Genomic DNA, 18,107 nt, shown 5'->3' on the forward strand with positions numbered 1-18,107 from the left:
AAAGAGTATTTGCAGATATGAAAGAGAAACATGGTTTGCGTTGGACTACGTTAAGAGGTTTGAAAAAAGTCTCGATGCAGGCGATGTTAGTTTTTGCTGCCATGAATTTGAAAAAGCTAGCGAATTGGACGTGGAAGAGACGTCCGAATCGCTCTCAATTTTTTATTTCATCCAAGATTTTAAGCATTTTTGACAAAAATAACCTCATACTAGGTAATTTAGCATGAGGTTAGTCTTCAGTCTGAAGCATCAGATATATCGAATATCTGATGCTTTTTAGATGTCAGAACATTTTCTACTAAATCAATCTGCCAATTTGAGCTCCTTCATAAATGGCTTTCTTGGCATCTAATTCTCCAACCGCCTTTGCTCCACCGATAACAGAGACGGAAACATATTGTTTTAGTTCTTTATATAGTACATTATTCTCTACTTGTCCTGTAGCTAAAATCACTGTATCAGCCGCTAAAAATCTATCTTCATCTTGATAACGAATCAATATTCCTTCTTCAGTTATCTCTTTATATTCGACTCCAGTAAGCATATTTACCCCATTGTATTTTAATCGACTAAGTACTGCCCAGCGTGTTGTACGTCCCAAACCTGCTCCAATCTTACCTTTTCTCCTCATAATCGTTATCGTTCTATTTGATTGTATTAGCTTGAAAGCATCTTTATTATCCAATACTTGATATTCTAATAGATAACGAACTATTTCTGGTGTAAAAGTTTTTTCAAGTAGTAAATGAGATATATCTACTGCAATTCCTCCTGCACCAATGATAACAACATCTTTCCCGACGATAGTTTTATTTTCTAAGATATCAAGATAAGTTGTCACATTTGATGAATTAATTCCCTTAATATCTGGTATTTTCATCTTACTACCAGTAGCTACCATTATGTGATCATATTTCTCCTGAATCAAATTTTTAGCTGCAACTTCCTTGTTTAATTTTATCTCTACACCCAATTTTTCAAGTTGGTGTTGATAATAGTCTATCGTTTCACCCCATTCCTCTTTTCCTGGAATTACTCTTGCATAATGAAGTTGGCCACCTATATGTGGGTTTCTCTCAAATAAAGTCACTTGATGTCCACGTTCTGCTAATACCCGAGAAGCTTCAAGTCCGGCTGGCCCTGCACCTATTACTGCAATCTTTTTCTTATCCTCTTTATTATTAACCACTTTAATCTTCCATTCTTCGAGCCACTCTCGTCCTGCCGAAGGATTTACAACGCAAGATACTGCTTTCCCTGAAAAAACATGGTCAAGACAAGCTTGATTACAGGCCACACATGTTTTAATCTCTGGTAATCTATCTTCTTTCGCCTTCATTAAAAGGTAAGGATCAGCCAAAAATGGACGAGCCATTGAAACAAGATCTGCTTGCCCCTTTAGAAGGATTTCCTCTGCTAATTCAGGACGATTGATTCGATTACTTGCTACCACTGGAATATTTACATATTCACGAATTTTTCCTGCTACCCAAGTATAAGACCCCCTAGGAACAAACATTGCAATCGTCGGTATTTTTGACTCATGCCAACCAATCCCTACGTTTAGTACATCAACACCTGCTTTTTCTAACCATTTAGCAAACTGGACAGTCTCCTCCATAGTCGTAGAATTAGACACCAAATCCAATCCTGACATTCTAAATAATATTGGATAATCTTCTCCAACCTGCTGTCTTATCTTTTCCACAATTTCTATTCCAAAACGAGCCCTTCGCTTAAAATTTCCTCCCCATTCATCTGTTCTCATATTAGTAACTGGTGATAAAAACTGGTTGATTAGGTACCCTTCGGATCCCATTATCTCAATAGCATCAAATCCAGCCATTTTTGCTCGTCTTGCGGATTGAACAAAATCATCTATCGTTTGTACGATTTCATCATGGGATAACTCCCTTGGAGGCGTCTCATTAATAGGAGCTTGTAAAGGTGAAGGTGCTACTGGATCTAAGCCGGTTCCTCGTTTAACAGCATATCGTCCCGCGTGAAATAATTGAGCGGCAATCCTACCTCCTACTTGGTGAATGGCGTCTGTCAATTGTGCAAATTCTTCAATTGTTTTATCTTCATCGAGATACAGAAAATTCCCACCACCTGCACCCTCTTTATTTACAGCAATCCCTCCTGTAATAATTAGTCCAACATTTCCTACAGCTCTCTCACGATAAAAAGCAATCATCTTTTTTAAACCATTATCACTGCCTTCTATTCCTAAATGCATTGATCCCATGATAATTCTATTAGGTAACTCTAAATTTCTTATTTTTATTGGATTCCAGATCTTTCTTAACATTGTTATCCTCCTGTTTTTTTCGGAATTTTATTTATTTTCTAATATTTCTACATCGTTCCCTGAAATCCTTCATCAATTTGAATGAAGACTCATTCAAATATAAAATAATAAAAGCTCAAGAGGGTCCTACTCCTGAGCAATCATTAATTTTATCTTCTCTTTATTATTTTGAAGTTATCCTGTAATAACAACCAATTCTGTGGAAAAGACAAGCCTAACTTCCAATAACTTATTCCCCGAAGTCCCATTATTTTAATTAGATCAAATTTAGCCTGAATACTTCTTGCATCTTCGAACCAGACTTCATGCTTCTGTCCATCTTTATCTACATATTTAAAGTATGGAGCTTGAGCTTTATAATCATATTTAATCGCTACATTCTCACGTTTAGCAAGTTCAATTGCCTGCTGAGGACTCAACGCCTTAGCGGCCTCTCCACCATATTTAAACGGTTCCTTCCAGTCATAACCATACATATTCTGCCCCAATAATATTTTTTTTGCTGGCATCTCAGTTAAAGCATAATTAACCACTTGTGTAACAGGTCCTATGGGGCTAACAGGCTGGGGAGTACTATAGGTATATCCCCATTCATAAGTCATTAAAACCACAAAATCAACAATCTTACCATGAGCTTCATAATCATGAGCTGTATACCAAGCCCCTTTTTGCTCTTTACTAATTTTTGGAGCTAAAGCAGTAGACAACATAAAACCTGATTTTTTCAATACATTTTTGGCTTTAAGTAAGAATCGATTATATGCTTGTGTATCAGCTGGATCTATAAATTCAAAATCAAAGTGAACATCCTTAAAACCGAGTTGATTAGCAGTATTAATGATATTTTGTAGCAATTTATTGGAGATTTCTTGATCGGTCAAGATAACATGGGCAAGTTCTTTGCTAAACTGGCCTTTTTCTTGATTTGTAACAACCAGTATATTCGTTATTCCATTGGCTTTAGCGATATTTGGTAAATCATTTAATGGTGGCGGAGTTAAAGTGCCATCCCGATTAGCTTGAAAACTAAAAGGTGCTAAATAGGTTAAATATGAAGCAAGATTCTTTACTTCTTGTTTTTGTTTCTCAGTTACTTTTTCAAATGATTCAATATATCCGTTAACTTCAATGGCGGGTTTGGGACCTGGTGGAATATATAGCCTCTGCCCGATCATCAATATCCCCCAATACGAAATTCCATTAATTCTCGCTAATTCCCGGGGGTCGATATTGTAGAGGTGGGCTATTGACCATAATGATTCTCCTGGTTGAACCCAGTGATATTTCCCCTCAATTGGAATGACCAAGGCTTGACCTATAACTAATTGATTGGGATCGGGAAGTTGATTTGCTGTTGCGATTTTTTGCCAAGTTGTACTATATGCTTGTGCTATCCCACTTAATGTTTGACCCCTCTGAACAACATGGATTTGCAAATTTATCTTCCTCCCTTTATGACACTCTCCTATCATCCTATTCTTTGAGTGTCAATTGGGTGCAAGATATTTGTTTAGCTTCTTTAGATTCAGTAGCGGATTGCCAAGTAACAATAAATACAGAAAAAACGATTAGTATTCCTCCTAATACCTGATCAAAATTAATCTTCTCATTCAAAATATAAAAACTCCCAATAACTGTTACTAAAGGTATGAAATTTAAGTACAATGATGTTAGGGCAACATCTAAATACTCTAAAGCATAAACATAAAGGTAATATCCAATTGCAGAACAAAATATCCCTAAGTAAACAACATTTAAAATTATAGTTAAATTAATTCCTGTCCAATCAGTAGTTTCGAATAAAACAAAGGGTATAAAAAAAACTGTCCCATAAATCGTTTGATAATATACAATCGCAAGTTGAGAATATTTTTCAAAGAGAGATTTCGTTAATATATTATAAATAATCCATGAAAATACAGCACCAAACATCAACAAATACCCCATACCAGTACCAGAAGAAATCAACTCTTTAATATTACCTCCGACTAAAAAATATACTCCAACTAAAGAGATTAAAACACTAATTACTTTACTTGTTGACATCTTACTTTTATATACGATTGCCTCGGCTACTAATGAAAAAATAGGTATAGTAGCTATAATAATTGCAGCTGCGGAAGCTGTGATTAATTTTATACCATTATTCTCAAAAAAATAATATGCAGTTAAACCCACTAGTCCTGCCATAATCATTTTCGGAATATCTTTTCTATTTAATTTGGTCTTTGGTTCCTTCATTTTAATAATTATCATTAGAATTAAAGATGAAATCAAAAATCTCAAAAGAGCAAGTGTCATCGGCGATAATACTTCCAAAGAAATCTTTATACTTATAAAAGATAATCCCCACAAAATAACGGTTATTAAAATCGCTATTAATGCTAAAATTTTATTATTATGCATTCTAGAACTTCCCTCCGCCTTAAACATATTTAGACCACTTACTAAAAGTAAGAGGTCTAAACAAAATAATGTTACATATCAGCTTTTATATTGTATATGGTCCAATTAAGATAGTAAATAACCAAACATTTACTAACATAAAATAGCTGATTTCATGTATAGGTTCCCAATCGTCATTTTTTGCATATTTAGTTATCATGTAAGTTACTACCGCTAAGCCTAAAGGAATAATAAATGAATTACCTCTAAATGCTAAAAATGATGGTGCAAAAACGTTAAATGTCGCAGAGAATATTCCTTTTACAACAAAAAGCTGGGTAGTAAGATATAAAATAATTGCTGTTTTCTTAATCCATTTTACATCTCGCTCTAATAATGTGATATCAATAAAAGATATTACTGTAATAAAAAATGCTGTTGGTACCATCCATAATATTGAATTTAAAATTATCACCAATGAAGCTGTTAAAGAAAGTAAAGTATTAGCCAAAGCATTCATCCAATCATTATAGTTAATCCTTTGGCTTTCCTCAATAGTTATCGGATTGGTACTACTCCCTTTTAATTGGTATTCTTTAGTTGAAATAAAATCTAACCATAATATATTTCCATAATCTAACCAAAAGGGTCGAACGGACATTCTGGCGGTCTTACTCCTTTTATTAGCAACCCATTTTCCATCAATATTTTTAGCTTCGTATATATTAACCGCTCTTTTTTTGGGTGTTAAATACCCATTGACCGCTAACAGTATGGTAGGTACATCATCTTCAAGCGAAAGTTGTATATGCTTAGGATTTTTAAGTTTTACCATATATTGCTCATCTATAACTTCAATATTTGTAAATGGCGGAATATCACTTAGATTATTTAACATTGCTTTAGTAAAATAAGCTCGATAAGTAACTACCCCTTGCTTAACACTATATGTTGTATAAATGATATCTATTTCTTTTTCATTGCTAACAAACTGAAACCCGGTTATTTTTTCTCCAGGATATTCAGTCATAGTGAGCAATGAAATTTGATTATAAGTATTGTTATCTTTCAATCGATAAAATGTCAATTGTATTCTATTCATATCCGATTTAGTTATGACAATAAAGTTAGCAGGAGAATCTTGATTTATTATTACAGAGTCTATCCTATCGTTTGTTGAGCCAATTGGAATAACAGAAAAATCTTGTGCATCTAACTTAAACAAATTAGTATCTTGCCAAAAAATAACCAAATCTTCCTTGGCAACCATCCCATTTACATTTTGATAAAGACTTTTTTCGATCCCTTCACTAAATAAAAATAGTTCACCGTCTTTAATATAGACCAACCTTTCATTTTTAGCCCAAAAAGGTTTAAGTGGCGGTAAATCGATCTCGATTGATGACTCCATTTTAACTCGCAAACCATCTTTTAAAACTAAATGCTTAACTCTCCTTCCTTCTTTTCCATATATATGAACACCATTAGCATCTTCTCTAACAAACGGTAGGGCATTCATAGTAGTCATAGGCAAGGTTACATCCCTACTCCAATTCGTATCAGGTAAGGTTAATTCTGATTGAATATTTCTATACAATAAGATTCCTATTAAGATTATAGTAATTAGAATAGGTAGATATATCGCTCTAAATTTACTATTTTGTCTAGCGATTTTTAACATCTTCTCACACCCCAACAAAATTATTCTTAATTTTACCAATTTATCAACAATTCTATTTCACTTGGAGAATATCCTTCTAATTCTGAACTAATTTTGATTTCTAAAGTGCATAAATTACCATTATTAATGTCATACTAACTTCTAAGTAGATGAGGAAGTGGTCTGGTAGCGATGTGGAAATTGTTTAAAAAAAGAAAGAGTAAATTGCTAAATAATCAGAAATCAGAAAAAGTAGAAATTCCAATTACGAGTGATGTAAACAAAACAAAAAAGAAAATCAAATCTACTTTCAACAATTGTAGTGATGTTATATATAGGGAAATCTCCATCGGTAAGAATAACTTACCCGCCATTATTGTCTATATCGATGGGTTGGTAAAAACAGGGGAAATTAACGAATACTTAATTGAACCAATTAACAGATTAAGGAACATTGATATTCAAGATAATTTTGAAGAGACTATTATCGATGTTTTTGCGATCGCCGATATGAAAACTATTTCCAATATGCAAGAGGTTTTTGACCTTATTTTATCCGGTGAAATCGCTCTTTTTATTGATAAACTCCGATTTGCCTATGTGTTCAGTGAAAAAGGCTGGGACTCACGAAATATTACTGAACCAGAGTCCGAAAGTACCGTTAGAGGTCCAAAAGAGGGCTTTATCGAAAGTATTAGAACAAATACAGCTCTAATAAGAAGAAGGATCAAGACACCACAATTAAAAATGGAAGCCTTTAAGTTAGGCAAATTAACAAAAACCGACGTCGTTATATCTTACCTTGATGGAGTAGTAAAACCAAGCCTAGTCGAGGAAGTTAGAAGTCGATTGAGAAAAATTGATGTTGATTCGATATTAGATAGTAATTATATCGAAGAGATGATCGAAGATGGACCATTTTCGATTTTTCCCACTATCCAATATACAGAACGCCCAGATAAGGTGGCAGCAAATATTTTGGAAGGTAGAATTGCGATTATAGTTGATGGATCGCCAAATGTTTTGTTGGTTCCAACAATTCTAATTCACTTTCTTAATACTAGTGATGATTATTATGAAAGCTTTTATTTTGCTTTCTTTGTACGAATATTACGTTTGTTTGCTTTTATTATTGCCTTATTTTTACCATCGTTTTATATTGCAATTACTACGTTCCATCAGGAAATGATTCCAACAAAACTGTTGATGAGTATTATAGGCGGTAGGGATCCTGTGCCTTTTCCATCTTATATTGAGGCTCTAATGATGGAATTAGCATTTGAATTATTACGCGAAGCTGGTTTACGTCTTCCAAAGACGGTTGGATCGGCAGTAAGCATCGTTGGTGCTTTAGTTATCGGTCAAGCTGCCGTTGAAGCCGGATTAGTAAGCCCAGCAATGGTTATTGTTGTATCAGTTACAGCCGTCGCATCTTTCTCAATCCCTGCTTTTAATTTGGCAATATCCTTACGGGTCCTTCGATTTTTAATCATGACTTTTGCAGCTATCCTAGGTCTTTATGGCGTTTTAATTTCAATGCTATTTTTAGTGATACATGTGGTTTCACTTCGTTCATTCGGCATACCTTATCTCACACCATTAGCCCCATTTAGTCTAAGCGATTGGAAGGATTATTTACTTCGTTTTCCGTGGTGGCAAATGGAAAAACGCCCTTTAGCAACTGAAACCGTTAATCAAGTTAGGCAAAATGAAGATCGACCTAATCCACCCCAAAAATCGGAGTGAGCTTTATGACCACAATAAAAAAATTATTACTAGTAATTTTGACATTAACGCTAACTTTATCTTTAGTTGGTTGTCATAGTCATGAAGTTAATGATCTATCCATTGTTGTTGGTATTGGTGTCGACTATGTTGAAGGTGACAAACCAATTGAAGTTACTCTGCAGCTCATCAATCCGGATGCTTTAACTATGAAACCTAAAGGTGAAACTGTAACTCAAATCACAATGCGAGGAAAAAGCCTACATGATACAATGCGTCGTTTTTCGCAACGACTGCCAAAAGAAATTTATTTAGGTCATAATCAGGTTATTATCTTTGGGAAAAAATTAGCAGAGAGAGGAATTACCCCATTTCTAGATTACTTTGATCGTGAAACTCAAATTCGTCGTAGTAATTGGGTGATATTGTCAAAAACAACTGCAAAAGATGTTCTTAATGCGGAATTACCGATTGAAGATATATCAACAACAGGTATTGATGATCTATTGTACAATTTCCAAAGATTATCCTACGGCCCAATAATCCGCTTAAAAGAGCTAGTAATTTATATGCGATATGAAGGAAGGTCTTTGGTTGTTCCACTTTTTAAAGTGAAAGATAATTACATCTCTTACTATGGTTCAGGGGTATTTAAAAAGGACAAATTAATAGGAATTATGGATGATAAAACATCACGTGGTTTCTTATGGCTCCTTCAAAGTTTAGAAGGTGGTAATATCACTACGTTTTGCGAAGGTAGTGATGAAAAAGCAACAGAAGAGGAATCAGATGAGGTGAAAAACCACACTTCCTTCTTAGTGCTTAATACTAAAAGGAAAATTATCCCGAAATTAATTGATGGCAAACCTAAAGTATTAGTAAAAATAGAAGCCAAAAGCTCTATCACAGAATACAATTGTAAAGATGATTTGCAAGACCCTAAAACAATAACTAAGTTAGAACAAAAACAAGCTGAAGATATAAAATATAGGATTGAGGAAACAATAAAATTAGCACAAAAAGAGTTTCAAAGTGACATCTTTGGTTTTGGTGAGGCTTTCCGACGAAAGTATCCACGATTTTGGAAAAAAAATAAGAAAAATTGGGATGATCTCTTTACAAATTTAGAAGTAGAGATAGAGGTAAAATCTTTGGTTACACATACTGGAATCACTAGTAACCCTGTGATCCCTAAATAAGGAGAGTGGAAAATGAAGTTGGTTTCGATCATTACAAGTTTTGTGATTTTATGGTTAATAAATAGTTTACCTTTAGTAAAAAAAAAACAGTGGAAAATTTTAAAACAAACATCAATAATCTTCACAATTGGATTATTTATTATTTTAGCTGAATTTTTTAACTGGCAAAAATTCAACCCTACTAATTGGCTCAACGCTTGGTTTCAACCAATACACACGTTTTTCTTTGGCAAATAGTTACTTACAGATAATGGTGGTTAGATGATGAATAAACAAACAGTATCACCTTTGCAATTTAGTATCTTAATAATTGGGTTTCTATTTGGTACATCCATTATTCTGTCAACCTCCCCTGAAGCTAAACAGGATTCTTGGATAACTGTAATAATCGGTGGAACTTCAGGGATTTCCTTGTTCATATTATTTTACTATTTTTATCAACGATTTCCCGAATTAACTATCTTTCAATATCAACAAAAACTTTTAGGTAAGAAGTTAGGTAAACTTATTAATTACCTCTATATCTGGTTTTTTGTCCATTTAGCTGCTATCGTATTAACAAACTTTTGGTTTTTCATGTGTTCGACCTTTTATCCGACAACTAGTCCGGTCGTTATAGGTTTGTTTTTAATGGTAGCCATTACATATGCCATTTATGTTGGGATCGAAGCAATAGCAAGAACCGAACAGATTTTAATACCAATAATCCCTATTTCTCTTGTAATCATCTATTCATTATTGTGGAAAGAATATAATTTGGAAAATTTATTACCCATCGGTGAAAATGGGATCAAACCTATATTGTCTGGGTCATTAGGGATCTTTACCTTTCCATTTGGAGAAACAATCGCCTTTGGGGCACTTTTTCCTTACATAAAGCAAGGTAATAAAAATAAAACAAAAAAAATTTTTATTTCTACCCTATTCATAATGATGATATTTGGTACTATATCCACAATGTTGAATATTCTTATTCTTGGTAGCATCAGAGAAAATAGCATGTTTCCCTTTGTAGATATTGTCCGTTTGGTGAATGTTCTTGGCTTTTTGGAACGAATTGATGCCTTTGTAATGTTAATCTGGGTAATAAGTGTCTTTTCTAAATTGAGCATATTAGTTTTTGCAGCCATCATCGGGTTTCGAGATACATTTGAAATTGAGGACTATCGTCCAATTGTGCTACCTGTAAGCTCACTGGTTATGACCCTTTCATATTTCCTTTATAATAACATTGTCGAAATGAATGCCTTTGCCTTTAGTACTTGGCCATTCTATTCATTAGTCTTTGAATTACTAATTCCAATTATTTTATTAATAACATTAATATTTAAAAATAACAAATTGAAAAATAATAGATAGTCAGTGGAGAATGATCATGAATAAACAATCGATTTCAAATCTACAATTAGGTTTACTAATCATCGGCTTTTTGTTAGGCACATCGATTATCATGGGTGGCGCACCATCAACAAAACGCGACTCATGGATCGCCTTGATTATTGGAGGAACTAGCGGGAGTTTTCTATTGCTATTTTACTATTATTTTTATCAACAATTTCCAAAACTAAATCTCTTTCAATATCAAAGAAAAATCCTAGGACCAATATTGGGACGATTAGTAAATATTCTTTATCTTTGGTTTTTTATCCATTTAGCTTCAAACACACTTGCATATTTTGGAGGATTAATGTCTTCATTGTATTACCAGCGAACTGAACCATTTATTCTTATCCTTTTTTTGATGTTGACGATTATCTATGCAACTAATTTAGGTATTGAAGTCGTAGCCAGGGCTGGACTAATAATGATTCCTGTAATTCCTACATTACTTTTGCTAGTTTATGTTTTATTATGGAAAGAATATAATTTCGAATTTCTTTTGCCTATCGCAGAAAATGGAATCAAACCTATTTTGAACGGCGCATTAACTATATTAGCATTTCCCTACGGTGAATTGATCGCATTTTGTGTGATCTTTCCCCATTTAAATAAAACCAAATCATCAAAAAAAGTCGTATTTATTAGCTCCTTATTTGTTGTAATATTTGGAATAATTCTTGTAATCTTTGATACTGCAATTCTAAATGATGCCCGTGAAATGAGTTTGTATCCCTTAAATGATGTCGTCCGTTTAATAAACGTGCTTGGTTTTTTTGAGCGAATAGATGCATCAGTAATGTTAATCTGGGTTATCAGCGTATTTGCTAAACTTAGTATTTTAGCCTATTCAGCGATCATTGGCTTTGCTGATCTCTTTAATCAAATAGATTATAGGCCATTTGTGATCCCAACAAGCGCTATTATTTTAGCTTTGTCTCTATTTATATTCGATGACATAATTCAAATGAGAGATTTTGCCTTCAAAACTTGGCCTTATTATGCATTGATTTTTGAATTATTGATTCCTGTTCTACTTTTCCTTATCTACCTTTCCATTCATAGACGGCGATCATGATTGCATCGGTTAAGGAATTAAATAACCTATAGCGTGGTTCACCAGCATTAATAGTAATCACTACAGTAGGATTGGATATAGTTAGTACAAAGTTATTTTCACTATTTTCATAAAGGAATGGAAAGACTGAATTAGATTCGTCAAAAAAATTAATCCTATAATCAATTCTTTCATGCCAATAACTATTGGATAATGGCATGAAATTTTTATCTAGTTTTAACTGTTTAATGATCAGATATTCTGCCGCTTCAATCCCTTCTAGGCGATTGAAAATTATCTTGCCTTCAGCATAATTATCAACATCAATATATTGAGCAGCTGATGCAGCACTTTCCTCTGCAACAAACTTAAGGTTATACAAATGCTCTTGATACAAATTATAATCCTGTTGGAAAATAGTGAATGATATAAAAACTACAAACATTGCAACACCGATTATATAAGCTTTCACGGCGATAACAACTCACTTGCAACCTCTCCACTTACAATATATTCAAACTTATTTTTTTCTTCATCTATCCCAAAAAATCGATGCATAGCAATAATCTTCTCGATCGGGATACCGATTTCATAACTGATCATTTCCCTTTGATCAAACTCATCAAATCTATATTTAGGTGTTGTTGTTACATTGATACGAATTTGAGATTGATCTATATGTAATGCATCCTCTATTTTGGTTTTTAGTTCATTGATGTTATATTCTTTAAAGTAACCATCTGTTCTAGCCTTTTGGGCTGCGTTATTAACGATATTATTAAAGGTTTGAATTTTGTAATGGTTTATTTGATTAATGGCCCATTGCAATGGGAAAAACATTAATATTAGAAAAACAGAAAATCCAACTATGTACTCTTTCATAATGGTAACCTCCTAAACGGAAAAGGGGACAAATAGTCCCCTTTGGTGTTATTGTGAATTTCCCTGCACTAAGTTCACGTCATTTATCATTTGATCAGCTATTACCTTGCCAGCATTTTTTAAACTATTTCCTGTATTCTCATCCAAAATTAATACATTAGAAATATATACACCTAAGATTATCAAGGCAATAGTGACAATTAACTGTTTCATTTTCAACACCTCCCAACTACCAAAAATTTTAATATTTCAATCATCCATATCTGTATTTAAGGTATAGTGATTGATTAAAAGAAACGCATTAATTGAATAAATTCTAAATAATATACTATAATTACAAAATTTATCATGACTACCATATTAGTAATTACCACAAGTAGATATATCAGATTACTTATATTTTCGTCTGATTTTAGTCTTGTTGTTTCTCGCTCCCTTTTAATAACTTCCTGTAATAAGACGATTTGATTGTTCAACTCATAGGGATTTAACTGATCCAACTTTCTAAAAAAGCTTGCTAATTCAAAAGCTTCCTTAGTACCTATTGCATTTGCAAAATAATCGCACCCCTCCTCTTTTTTCCCCATACTCCAAAGGAATATCATTTTATTAAATTCTGGTCTGATCACGTTGGTGAATTTTCGTAGCTGTTCTAAGATAAAATCTGATCCTATAGGATTATCTTTATTGGTGATGATCATATTTTTAAATTGAGCAATAGTTCTGTAGATTTCCATGTTTTTTTTCTTCTTATTACGTTTGATAAAAAAATCTAAAACGTAATTAAACGGGGTCTTCTTGCCACCAAAAGTCAAAGTAGGAGATGATATGATAAAGATAAACGCTCCAAAGATAACTTGATTTAGTGGATATATTTCATGTTTTATCCAAAAAAGTACATAAGTAAGGAACATCCAAATAACAAACAAGAAATACCTAATTGCCTGATATTGTAATGCAGTTAATTTCCAACCAGCTTGTACAAATATTTTGGTTACTTCATCTTCATCTATACCTCTTCTCAGTTGATCAACAATTTTTTCGAATCTATTTTTCCTTATATGTACCGTAAGATTAGTATTTGATCTTTTACTATTCCAAAATAAATTTATAGCAAATATACCTAATACATTTAAAACAACAAGATATAATAAGCGATATTCCAATTGATCACCCCCATTAAAAATCATTCTTTGGTCTTTTAATAAACAAATAAACTATAAAATTTATTAAAATGAGGAATACAACTAATATAAATAATTTCATCCCCAAATTATTTTTAAATTGATACTCGATAAATTTTTCAGTCGTAAAGCCAAAGAATTGAAACATTGCATAAACACTAAACAAATATGTTCCTGGAGCTATATATTTAATCATTAAAAATGTTTCATGATTATATTGCTTATTTTTTTCATTGATATTTTTTAAATCCTTTAACTCGTCAATTATGTCCTCCAAAGCTACTTGGACGTCATCACCATATTCAATACTTAAAAATAAATTATTCGCCAATAGAAGTGACCAACTTGTATCGATCGAAAAATTAAATTCTTGAATGATTTCTTCTAATTCTTCCACATCGCCATACTGTTTGACAGCTAAACTCAATCTAAACAGCGCTTTTTTAGAATATGGTTGTTTTTTTAATCTCGGTATCGTTTGATCAATGGCTTCTATCATATTTAAATAATTAATCTTATACTGATTTATCAGCTCCGTTATTAACGTTTCAGCCTCATAGCTGGTATTTACTCTAATATTATGTAGTTTTAACAACAATAATAGATAAGGAATTAGTCCTACTCCCATTGAAATCAAAAAATTTATAATAACCTGATTACCTAAGCTAAGGGTTAATACATAACTGGCCAAAAAGAAAGTTAATGAGATAAAGATAAAAGTCACTAATGAATAGGAAGAATTGGCGTTAAGGGTTACAGATAAAAGCATTTCTAGGTGGCGAATAAAATTATTTTTCCATATTCTTTTCTTTTTTTCACTTCTTTGAAACCTAAATCTTTCGATCATTTTTCTTCTGTTTATAAACGGATAAATGATAGGGAAAATCAATAACCATACCCCAATTATTAACCCAGAATAGACGAGCATATAAACAGTTTTATCAAATAGATAAAGCAAAAAATCACTTCCTAGTTTTTAAAAATATATTTAACATATGCGGGAGTAAAAATATGATCTCCTTCAATGGGATTTCTATTTGCTAACTTCTTCAATTCATTTCTAAAGATTTTAAAAGACTCATAATCTTCTTGAAGAGCCAATTCTTCTTTATCATCACCAATGTCGTATCTATAACTCCATTCATCGGTCAAAAAGTCATATTTCATTATCTGATGAATCGTTATATTAAAACTCCTTGGATCGTACCTAATTTCATAGATACCCTTTAACCTTTTTTGAGACTTATCTTTTAATTGAATAAATTCGTATAGATAATGATATCCTTTTGCTACTTTCACGATCATTGGCCACAATTCACCGCCAAATTCTTGGATAATTTCACTAGCAGCATCGTAAACAAAATCTATAGCATCAGCTGTATGGAAAGTACTTTTTACCCTTCTGGTTCCTTTTGAAGTAACCTTTAATGCTATATATAGCGCGATCGCATCCCTAGCCTCAGCCATGATTAAATAATCCGCATCTGAACGCATTAATGGTTTAATCAGATTTTTTAACCTTTCTCCATCAGCAACAATTTGCATAATTGGTGATTCTGGCATTAATATGTGTAACGGTATCTCCGGGTCAGTCTCCACTAACACCCCTTCTAAAGCTTTATTTTCATAAGTTTGCCAAGTTTCAAGGAATGTCGTTTTTCCACTTCTAACGGGTCCAATAAAATTTATGTTATAACCAATATTGACTTTTGCCTTTAGCATCGGTATCACCTCAAAGGGAATCGTTCCAAGCTTAGCTTGTTCCTCAAAGGTAAAAGAATCAATGATATATTTTCTAAATACGATTGTCGGCTCTTTCGTATCTTCAAAAATGGTTATCCTTGTACCATCTAACATGTATACCTCAGCATGTTTGTTATCCAAACGGATTTCTGGATTCCTTAGAAGAAGTGCTTTTCTCAATTGTCTAAAGCGTTCTTTTGATATCTTTTGTTCTTGAAGTTCCATTTTACCATCTATTAAAAAAAATACTTTTTCTCCGATAATTTTTGCTGATGTACTATTTTTTAGTTCTTTCCACTTGGCAATACCCGCTAATCCCCAATTTTCGTGGAAGATTGCTGAGGTCAAATCGTGGTACCAACTGGGGAACCATTCATTTTGCAGACCATTTTTTTTGAGATATTCATTTATTTTTCCTTTAAAAAAATTGACTTCTTGGAAATAGCCAATTATCGCTTTTTTTTGATATTCCAATAACTTATCAGAAGAATCATTATCTGTACCTTGTTCACTCTCCCATTCAAACATAAAATGTTCCATTATTTCTTTACACAATATAAAAAAAGATTCTAACTCGCCAATTGATTTATTGCTTTTGATCTTTAGATCATCAGAAGTTTTTAGAATGCTAGACATATTTTCTATATAATCATCCAGATAGAATAATTCTTTATTCACATTAATCCTCCCAATGTGGCCATCGCCTTTTTAAATATTCCATCCTTTTTGATCAAATTTTCTTTAAAGGATATCTGGATTTGATTAGCAATTATCTTACTCAATTGCTCAATTTGTCTATTATAATCTTCATTATCGTAATTCAATAATGTTTTATGATCATATTCAGCTTGCCATCCTAAAAATTCTAAATGAGGTATGTATGTTGCTAGCATCATTTTATATAAATCAGCAATTTGGCTTGCTGAATATATATGTCTTGACTTAAGATATTTATTAACAACGAGCATAAATTCTCCTGATTCAATCTGTAAACGTTTAAATATTTGATTCTCTAACCGTTCAAAATTTTTTCTCGTAATTTCTTGTTGTGTAGTAACTAAATACTTATATTTAGTCGCATTTAAAGCCGCGATAGCCAGCCCGGAATCAATATTTGAACCCGCATCGATTATAACTAAATTAAATTTTTCATTTGCCAGTTGAATTAAACGCTCGACATTCTCTGGATGATAGTATCTTACATCTAAAAGATAATCTATACCTGGTAAGACGTATAAATTTTCTCTACTTTTATAACAACTCTCAATCATTTCCTCCGGCTTTAAAATATTATTTATCAACTTTATCTTTATATAATCTAGACCAGTCTTCCTCTTTACCATTAAATAATTGGTACTCGGATTACCATTTAAAAATAATAATCCTATTTTTAAATCCGTCCTGTTAGCTAACATTTCAGCAGTAGATTGAGCAATCATTGTAGTTCCTACTTTGCTATCCGCCCCAAAGAATGTGATAATATTTTTACTTTCATCATTAATATCAGGAAATACCTTTTCCAAGACTTTACGAACTATTTGGGATGTGGTTAATTTAGGAGGGATGATCGTTATGCTTCTCGTTTTACCTATGGAAATAATATTATCAGTAATCTGTTCTCTATAAACATCAGATAAAATATAAAATATTTGTTGATTATTCTTCGGATAATTTTTCTTCATTTCAAAGAAATGGAACAATTCGTTATAACTTATCTCTCTATCACTAATAACAAGTATTTTACTTTCATCTAAATCTTCAAGTGTATTATTTATCGATACTTTGAAATACCCAGTTTGTTCAAAAGCTTTTTGTAATCCACTATCGTTACAAATTAAAGCTAAATCCATTAATCTATTCTCCTTCTATATGCATAATAGTTAATTTACTACCGTTCATAACTGCATATTCTAATCTCCTGAATTCTTCCGGTGATATTGCAACCAAAACTTCTTTTATCACAGAACTACCATCAAGCCTAGCGCCATAACTTATAGTTTTCACTTCACGATTAGCCCCATCTTTAACATATGCTATCGTTGTTTCTAATATTGGATTCACTAGTTTCTCTTTAATTTCAACCAGAGATTCTTTGTTATGAGTATTTATTGAATCTTGATTAAAATAATCCCCTGAATTAGTCTGGTAAAATATTACCTTATCCTTTCTTCTTAAGGTATTAGGTATAGAATATAACCATTCATTGGGAATTCTCGCAATGTAGCGATTTTCAGATGTGATCAAAGACTGAATCTCGAAATACTGTGGATGTAGTTGAGTGTTTTGGGGGATGAAATGCTTTGCTTCAAGACCTATGATTTCATTTTTATTTCTAATTGCATTAATTATTATTTTATCTGCTTCAACCTTTTGAGTTGATAACATTTCTTCCTTGATAATTGTTCCACGTTTCACGTCATTATTTAATACAATAACTCCTTGATAAAAATATCGTTCTCTTCCATTGGTTTCCCAAAACCAGACAATTGCTAACATCAGTGTAATGATGAAAACCCCTATCAGCGGCAAGAAAATTGAATAATATCTCTTTATTTTGAATCTAAGACCGTGTTGTTGATACAAT

At 32.5% G+C, this 18,107-nt stretch carries 18 protein-coding genes; 6 read left to right on the forward strand and 12 right to left on the reverse strand.

From position 1 onward, the window contains the following. Nucleotides 1-227, forward strand: a 227-nt coding sequence (locus tag BHF71_RS12295; protein ID WP_084024272.1) for a transposase, incomplete at its 5' end; no start/stop codon positions are given. A 71-nt stretch (nt 228-298) separates the two neighbouring features. On the opposite strand, the gene BHF71_RS05495 is transcribed toward BHF71_RS12295, so the two are convergent. The 4 genes from BHF71_RS05495 to BHF71_RS05510 form a co-directional block, all read right to left on the reverse strand. Beyond that, nucleotides 299-2,311 carry an oxidoreductase gene (locus BHF71_RS05495; RefSeq protein WP_069656670.1) on the reverse strand — a complete coding sequence of 671 codons (2,013 nt, stop codon included), beginning with the start codon at nt 2,309-2,311 and terminating at the stop codon, nt 299-301. Between the two features lie 149 nt (nt 2,312-2,460). Beyond that, entirely contained in the window at nt 2,461-3,747 is a 1,287-nt protein-coding gene (locus BHF71_RS05500; protein ID WP_069656671.1) for a glycoside hydrolase family 18 protein, read from the reverse strand. Nucleotides 3,748-3,784: 37 nt separating this feature from the next. After that, nucleotides 3,785-4,717: a DMT family transporter gene (locus tag BHF71_RS05505; RefSeq protein ID WP_069656696.1), complete on the reverse strand. Its 933-nt coding sequence runs from the start codon at nt 4,715-4,717 to the stop codon at nt 3,785-3,787. 85 nt (nt 4,718-4,802) lie between these two features. Next, nucleotides 4,803-6,377, reverse strand: a complete 1,575-nt coding sequence (locus BHF71_RS05510; protein WP_069656672.1) for a hypothetical protein — start codon at nt 6,375-6,377, stop codon at nt 4,803-4,805. Nucleotides 6,378-6,548: 171 nt separating this feature from the next. Here BHF71_RS05510 and BHF71_RS05515 point away from each other — a divergent pair, with 171 nt between their 5' ends. From BHF71_RS05515 to BHF71_RS05535, 5 genes are read left to right on the forward strand one after another with little or no spacing between them, the layout of a single operon-like run. Continuing rightward, nucleotides 6,549-8,102: a spore germination protein gene (locus BHF71_RS05515; protein WP_069656673.1), complete on the forward strand. Its 1,554-nt coding sequence runs from the start codon at nt 6,549-6,551 to the stop codon at nt 8,100-8,102. A 5-nt stretch (nt 8,103-8,107) separates the two neighbouring features. Further along, entirely contained in the window at nt 8,108-9,280 is a 1,173-nt protein-coding gene (locus tag BHF71_RS05520) for a Ger(x)C family spore germination protein (protein WP_069656674.1), read from the forward strand. Nucleotides 9,281-9,292: 12 nt separating this feature from the next. Further along, nucleotides 9,293-9,517, forward strand: a complete 225-nt coding sequence (locus tag BHF71_RS05525) for a hypothetical protein (RefSeq protein ID WP_069656675.1) — start codon at nt 9,293-9,295, stop codon at nt 9,515-9,517. 27 nt (nt 9,518-9,544) lie between these two features. After that, nucleotides 9,545-10,639: a GerAB/ArcD/ProY family transporter gene (locus tag BHF71_RS05530; RefSeq protein WP_069656676.1), complete on the forward strand. Its 1,095-nt coding sequence runs from the start codon at nt 9,545-9,547 to the stop codon at nt 10,637-10,639. A 16-nt stretch (nt 10,640-10,655) separates the two neighbouring features. Next, the gene (locus tag BHF71_RS05535) at nt 10,656-11,735 is read left to right on the forward strand and encodes a GerAB/ArcD/ProY family transporter (RefSeq protein ID WP_069656677.1); all 1,080 of its coding nucleotides are present in this window, start codon (nt 10,656-10,658) and stop codon (nt 11,733-11,735) included. Here BHF71_RS05535 and BHF71_RS05540 read toward each other — a convergent pair. The 8 genes from BHF71_RS05540 to BHF71_RS05570 form a co-directional block, all read right to left on the reverse strand. Beyond that, complete coding sequence (locus tag BHF71_RS05540) at nt 11,701-12,186, reverse strand: hypothetical protein (protein WP_069656678.1); 486 nt, start codon at nt 12,184-12,186, stop codon at nt 11,701-11,703. The genes BHF71_RS05535 and BHF71_RS05540 overlap by 35 nt on opposite strands. Then, entirely contained in the window at nt 12,183-12,596 is a 414-nt protein-coding gene (locus tag BHF71_RS05545; protein ID WP_069656679.1) for a hypothetical protein, read from the reverse strand. The genes BHF71_RS05540 and BHF71_RS05545 overlap by 4 nt, the downstream gene beginning before the upstream one ends. A 48-nt stretch (nt 12,597-12,644) precedes the next feature. Beyond that, a complete protein-coding gene (locus BHF71_RS12065) occupies nt 12,645-12,809 on the reverse strand; it encodes a hypothetical protein (protein ID WP_176717315.1) in 165 nt (54 codons plus the stop codon). 74 nt (nt 12,810-12,883) lie between these two features. After that, a complete protein-coding gene (locus BHF71_RS05550) occupies nt 12,884-13,762 on the reverse strand; it encodes a hypothetical protein (protein WP_141705333.1) in 879 nt (292 codons plus the stop codon). A gap of 13 nt (nt 13,763-13,775) precedes the next feature. Next, entirely contained in the window at nt 13,776-14,738 is a 963-nt protein-coding gene (locus BHF71_RS05555) for a hypothetical protein (RefSeq protein ID WP_069656681.1), read from the reverse strand. Nucleotides 14,739-14,749: 11 nt separating this feature from the next. Then, nucleotides 14,750-16,201, reverse strand: a complete 1,452-nt coding sequence (locus tag BHF71_RS05560) for an ATPase, T2SS/T4P/T4SS family (protein ID WP_084024280.1) — start codon at nt 16,199-16,201, stop codon at nt 14,750-14,752. Then, on the reverse strand, nt 16,198-17,373 hold the full coding sequence (locus BHF71_RS05565) for a CpaE/TadZ family protein (RefSeq protein ID WP_069656683.1): 1,176 nt from the start codon (nt 17,371-17,373) through the stop codon (nt 16,198-16,200). Before BHF71_RS05565 ends, BHF71_RS05560 begins: the two co-directional genes overlap by 4 nt. 4 nt (nt 17,374-17,377) lie before the next feature. Next, nucleotides 17,378-18,106: an SAF domain-containing protein gene (locus BHF71_RS05570; protein ID WP_141705334.1), complete on the reverse strand. Its 729-nt coding sequence runs from the start codon at nt 18,104-18,106 to the stop codon at nt 17,378-17,380. Between the last annotated feature and the right edge of the window lies 1 nt (nt 18,107).

Origin of the sequence: Vulcanibacillus modesticaldus (assembly GCF_001730235.1) — a bacterium.
GTDB classification, from domain to species: Bacteria; Bacillota; Bacilli; order Tepidibacillales; family Tepidibacillaceae; genus Vulcanibacillus; species Vulcanibacillus modesticaldus.

Excerpts from the sequence above, each read along its gene's own strand:
- BHF71_RS05495 (WP_069656670.1), bottom strand. The coding sequence starts at position 2,311 with ATGTTAAGAAAGATCTGGAATCCAATAAAAATAAGAAATTTAGAGTTA.
- BHF71_RS05505 (WP_069656696.1), bottom strand. The coding sequence starts at position 4,717 with ATGCATAATAATAAAATTTTAGCATTAATAGCGATTTTAATAACCGTT.
- BHF71_RS05510 (WP_069656672.1), bottom strand. The coding sequence starts at position 6,377 with ATGTTAAAAATCGCTAGACAAAATAGTAAATTTAGAGCGATATATCTA.
- BHF71_RS05515 (WP_069656673.1), top strand. The coding sequence starts at position 6,549 with ATGTGGAAATTGTTTAAAAAAAGAAAGAGTAAATTGCTAAATAATCAG.
- BHF71_RS05520 (WP_069656674.1), top strand. The coding sequence starts at position 8,108 with ATGACCACAATAAAAAAATTATTACTAGTAATTTTGACATTAACGCTA.
- BHF71_RS05525 (WP_069656675.1), top strand. The coding sequence starts at position 9,293 with ATGAAGTTGGTTTCGATCATTACAAGTTTTGTGATTTTATGGTTAATA.
- BHF71_RS05530 (WP_069656676.1), top strand. The coding sequence starts at position 9,545 with ATGAATAAACAAACAGTATCACCTTTGCAATTTAGTATCTTAATAATT.
- BHF71_RS05535 (WP_069656677.1), top strand. The coding sequence starts at position 10,656 with ATGAATAAACAATCGATTTCAAATCTACAATTAGGTTTACTAATCATC.
- BHF71_RS05545 (WP_069656679.1), bottom strand. The coding sequence starts at position 12,596 with ATGAAAGAGTACATAGTTGGATTTTCTGTTTTTCTAATATTAATGTTT.
- BHF71_RS12065 (WP_176717315.1), bottom strand. The coding sequence starts at position 12,809 with ATGAAACAGTTAATTGTCACTATTGCCTTGATAATCTTAGGTGTATAT.
- BHF71_RS05565 (WP_069656683.1), bottom strand. The coding sequence starts at position 17,373 with ATGGATTTAGCTTTAATTTGTAACGATAGTGGATTACAAAAAGCTTTT.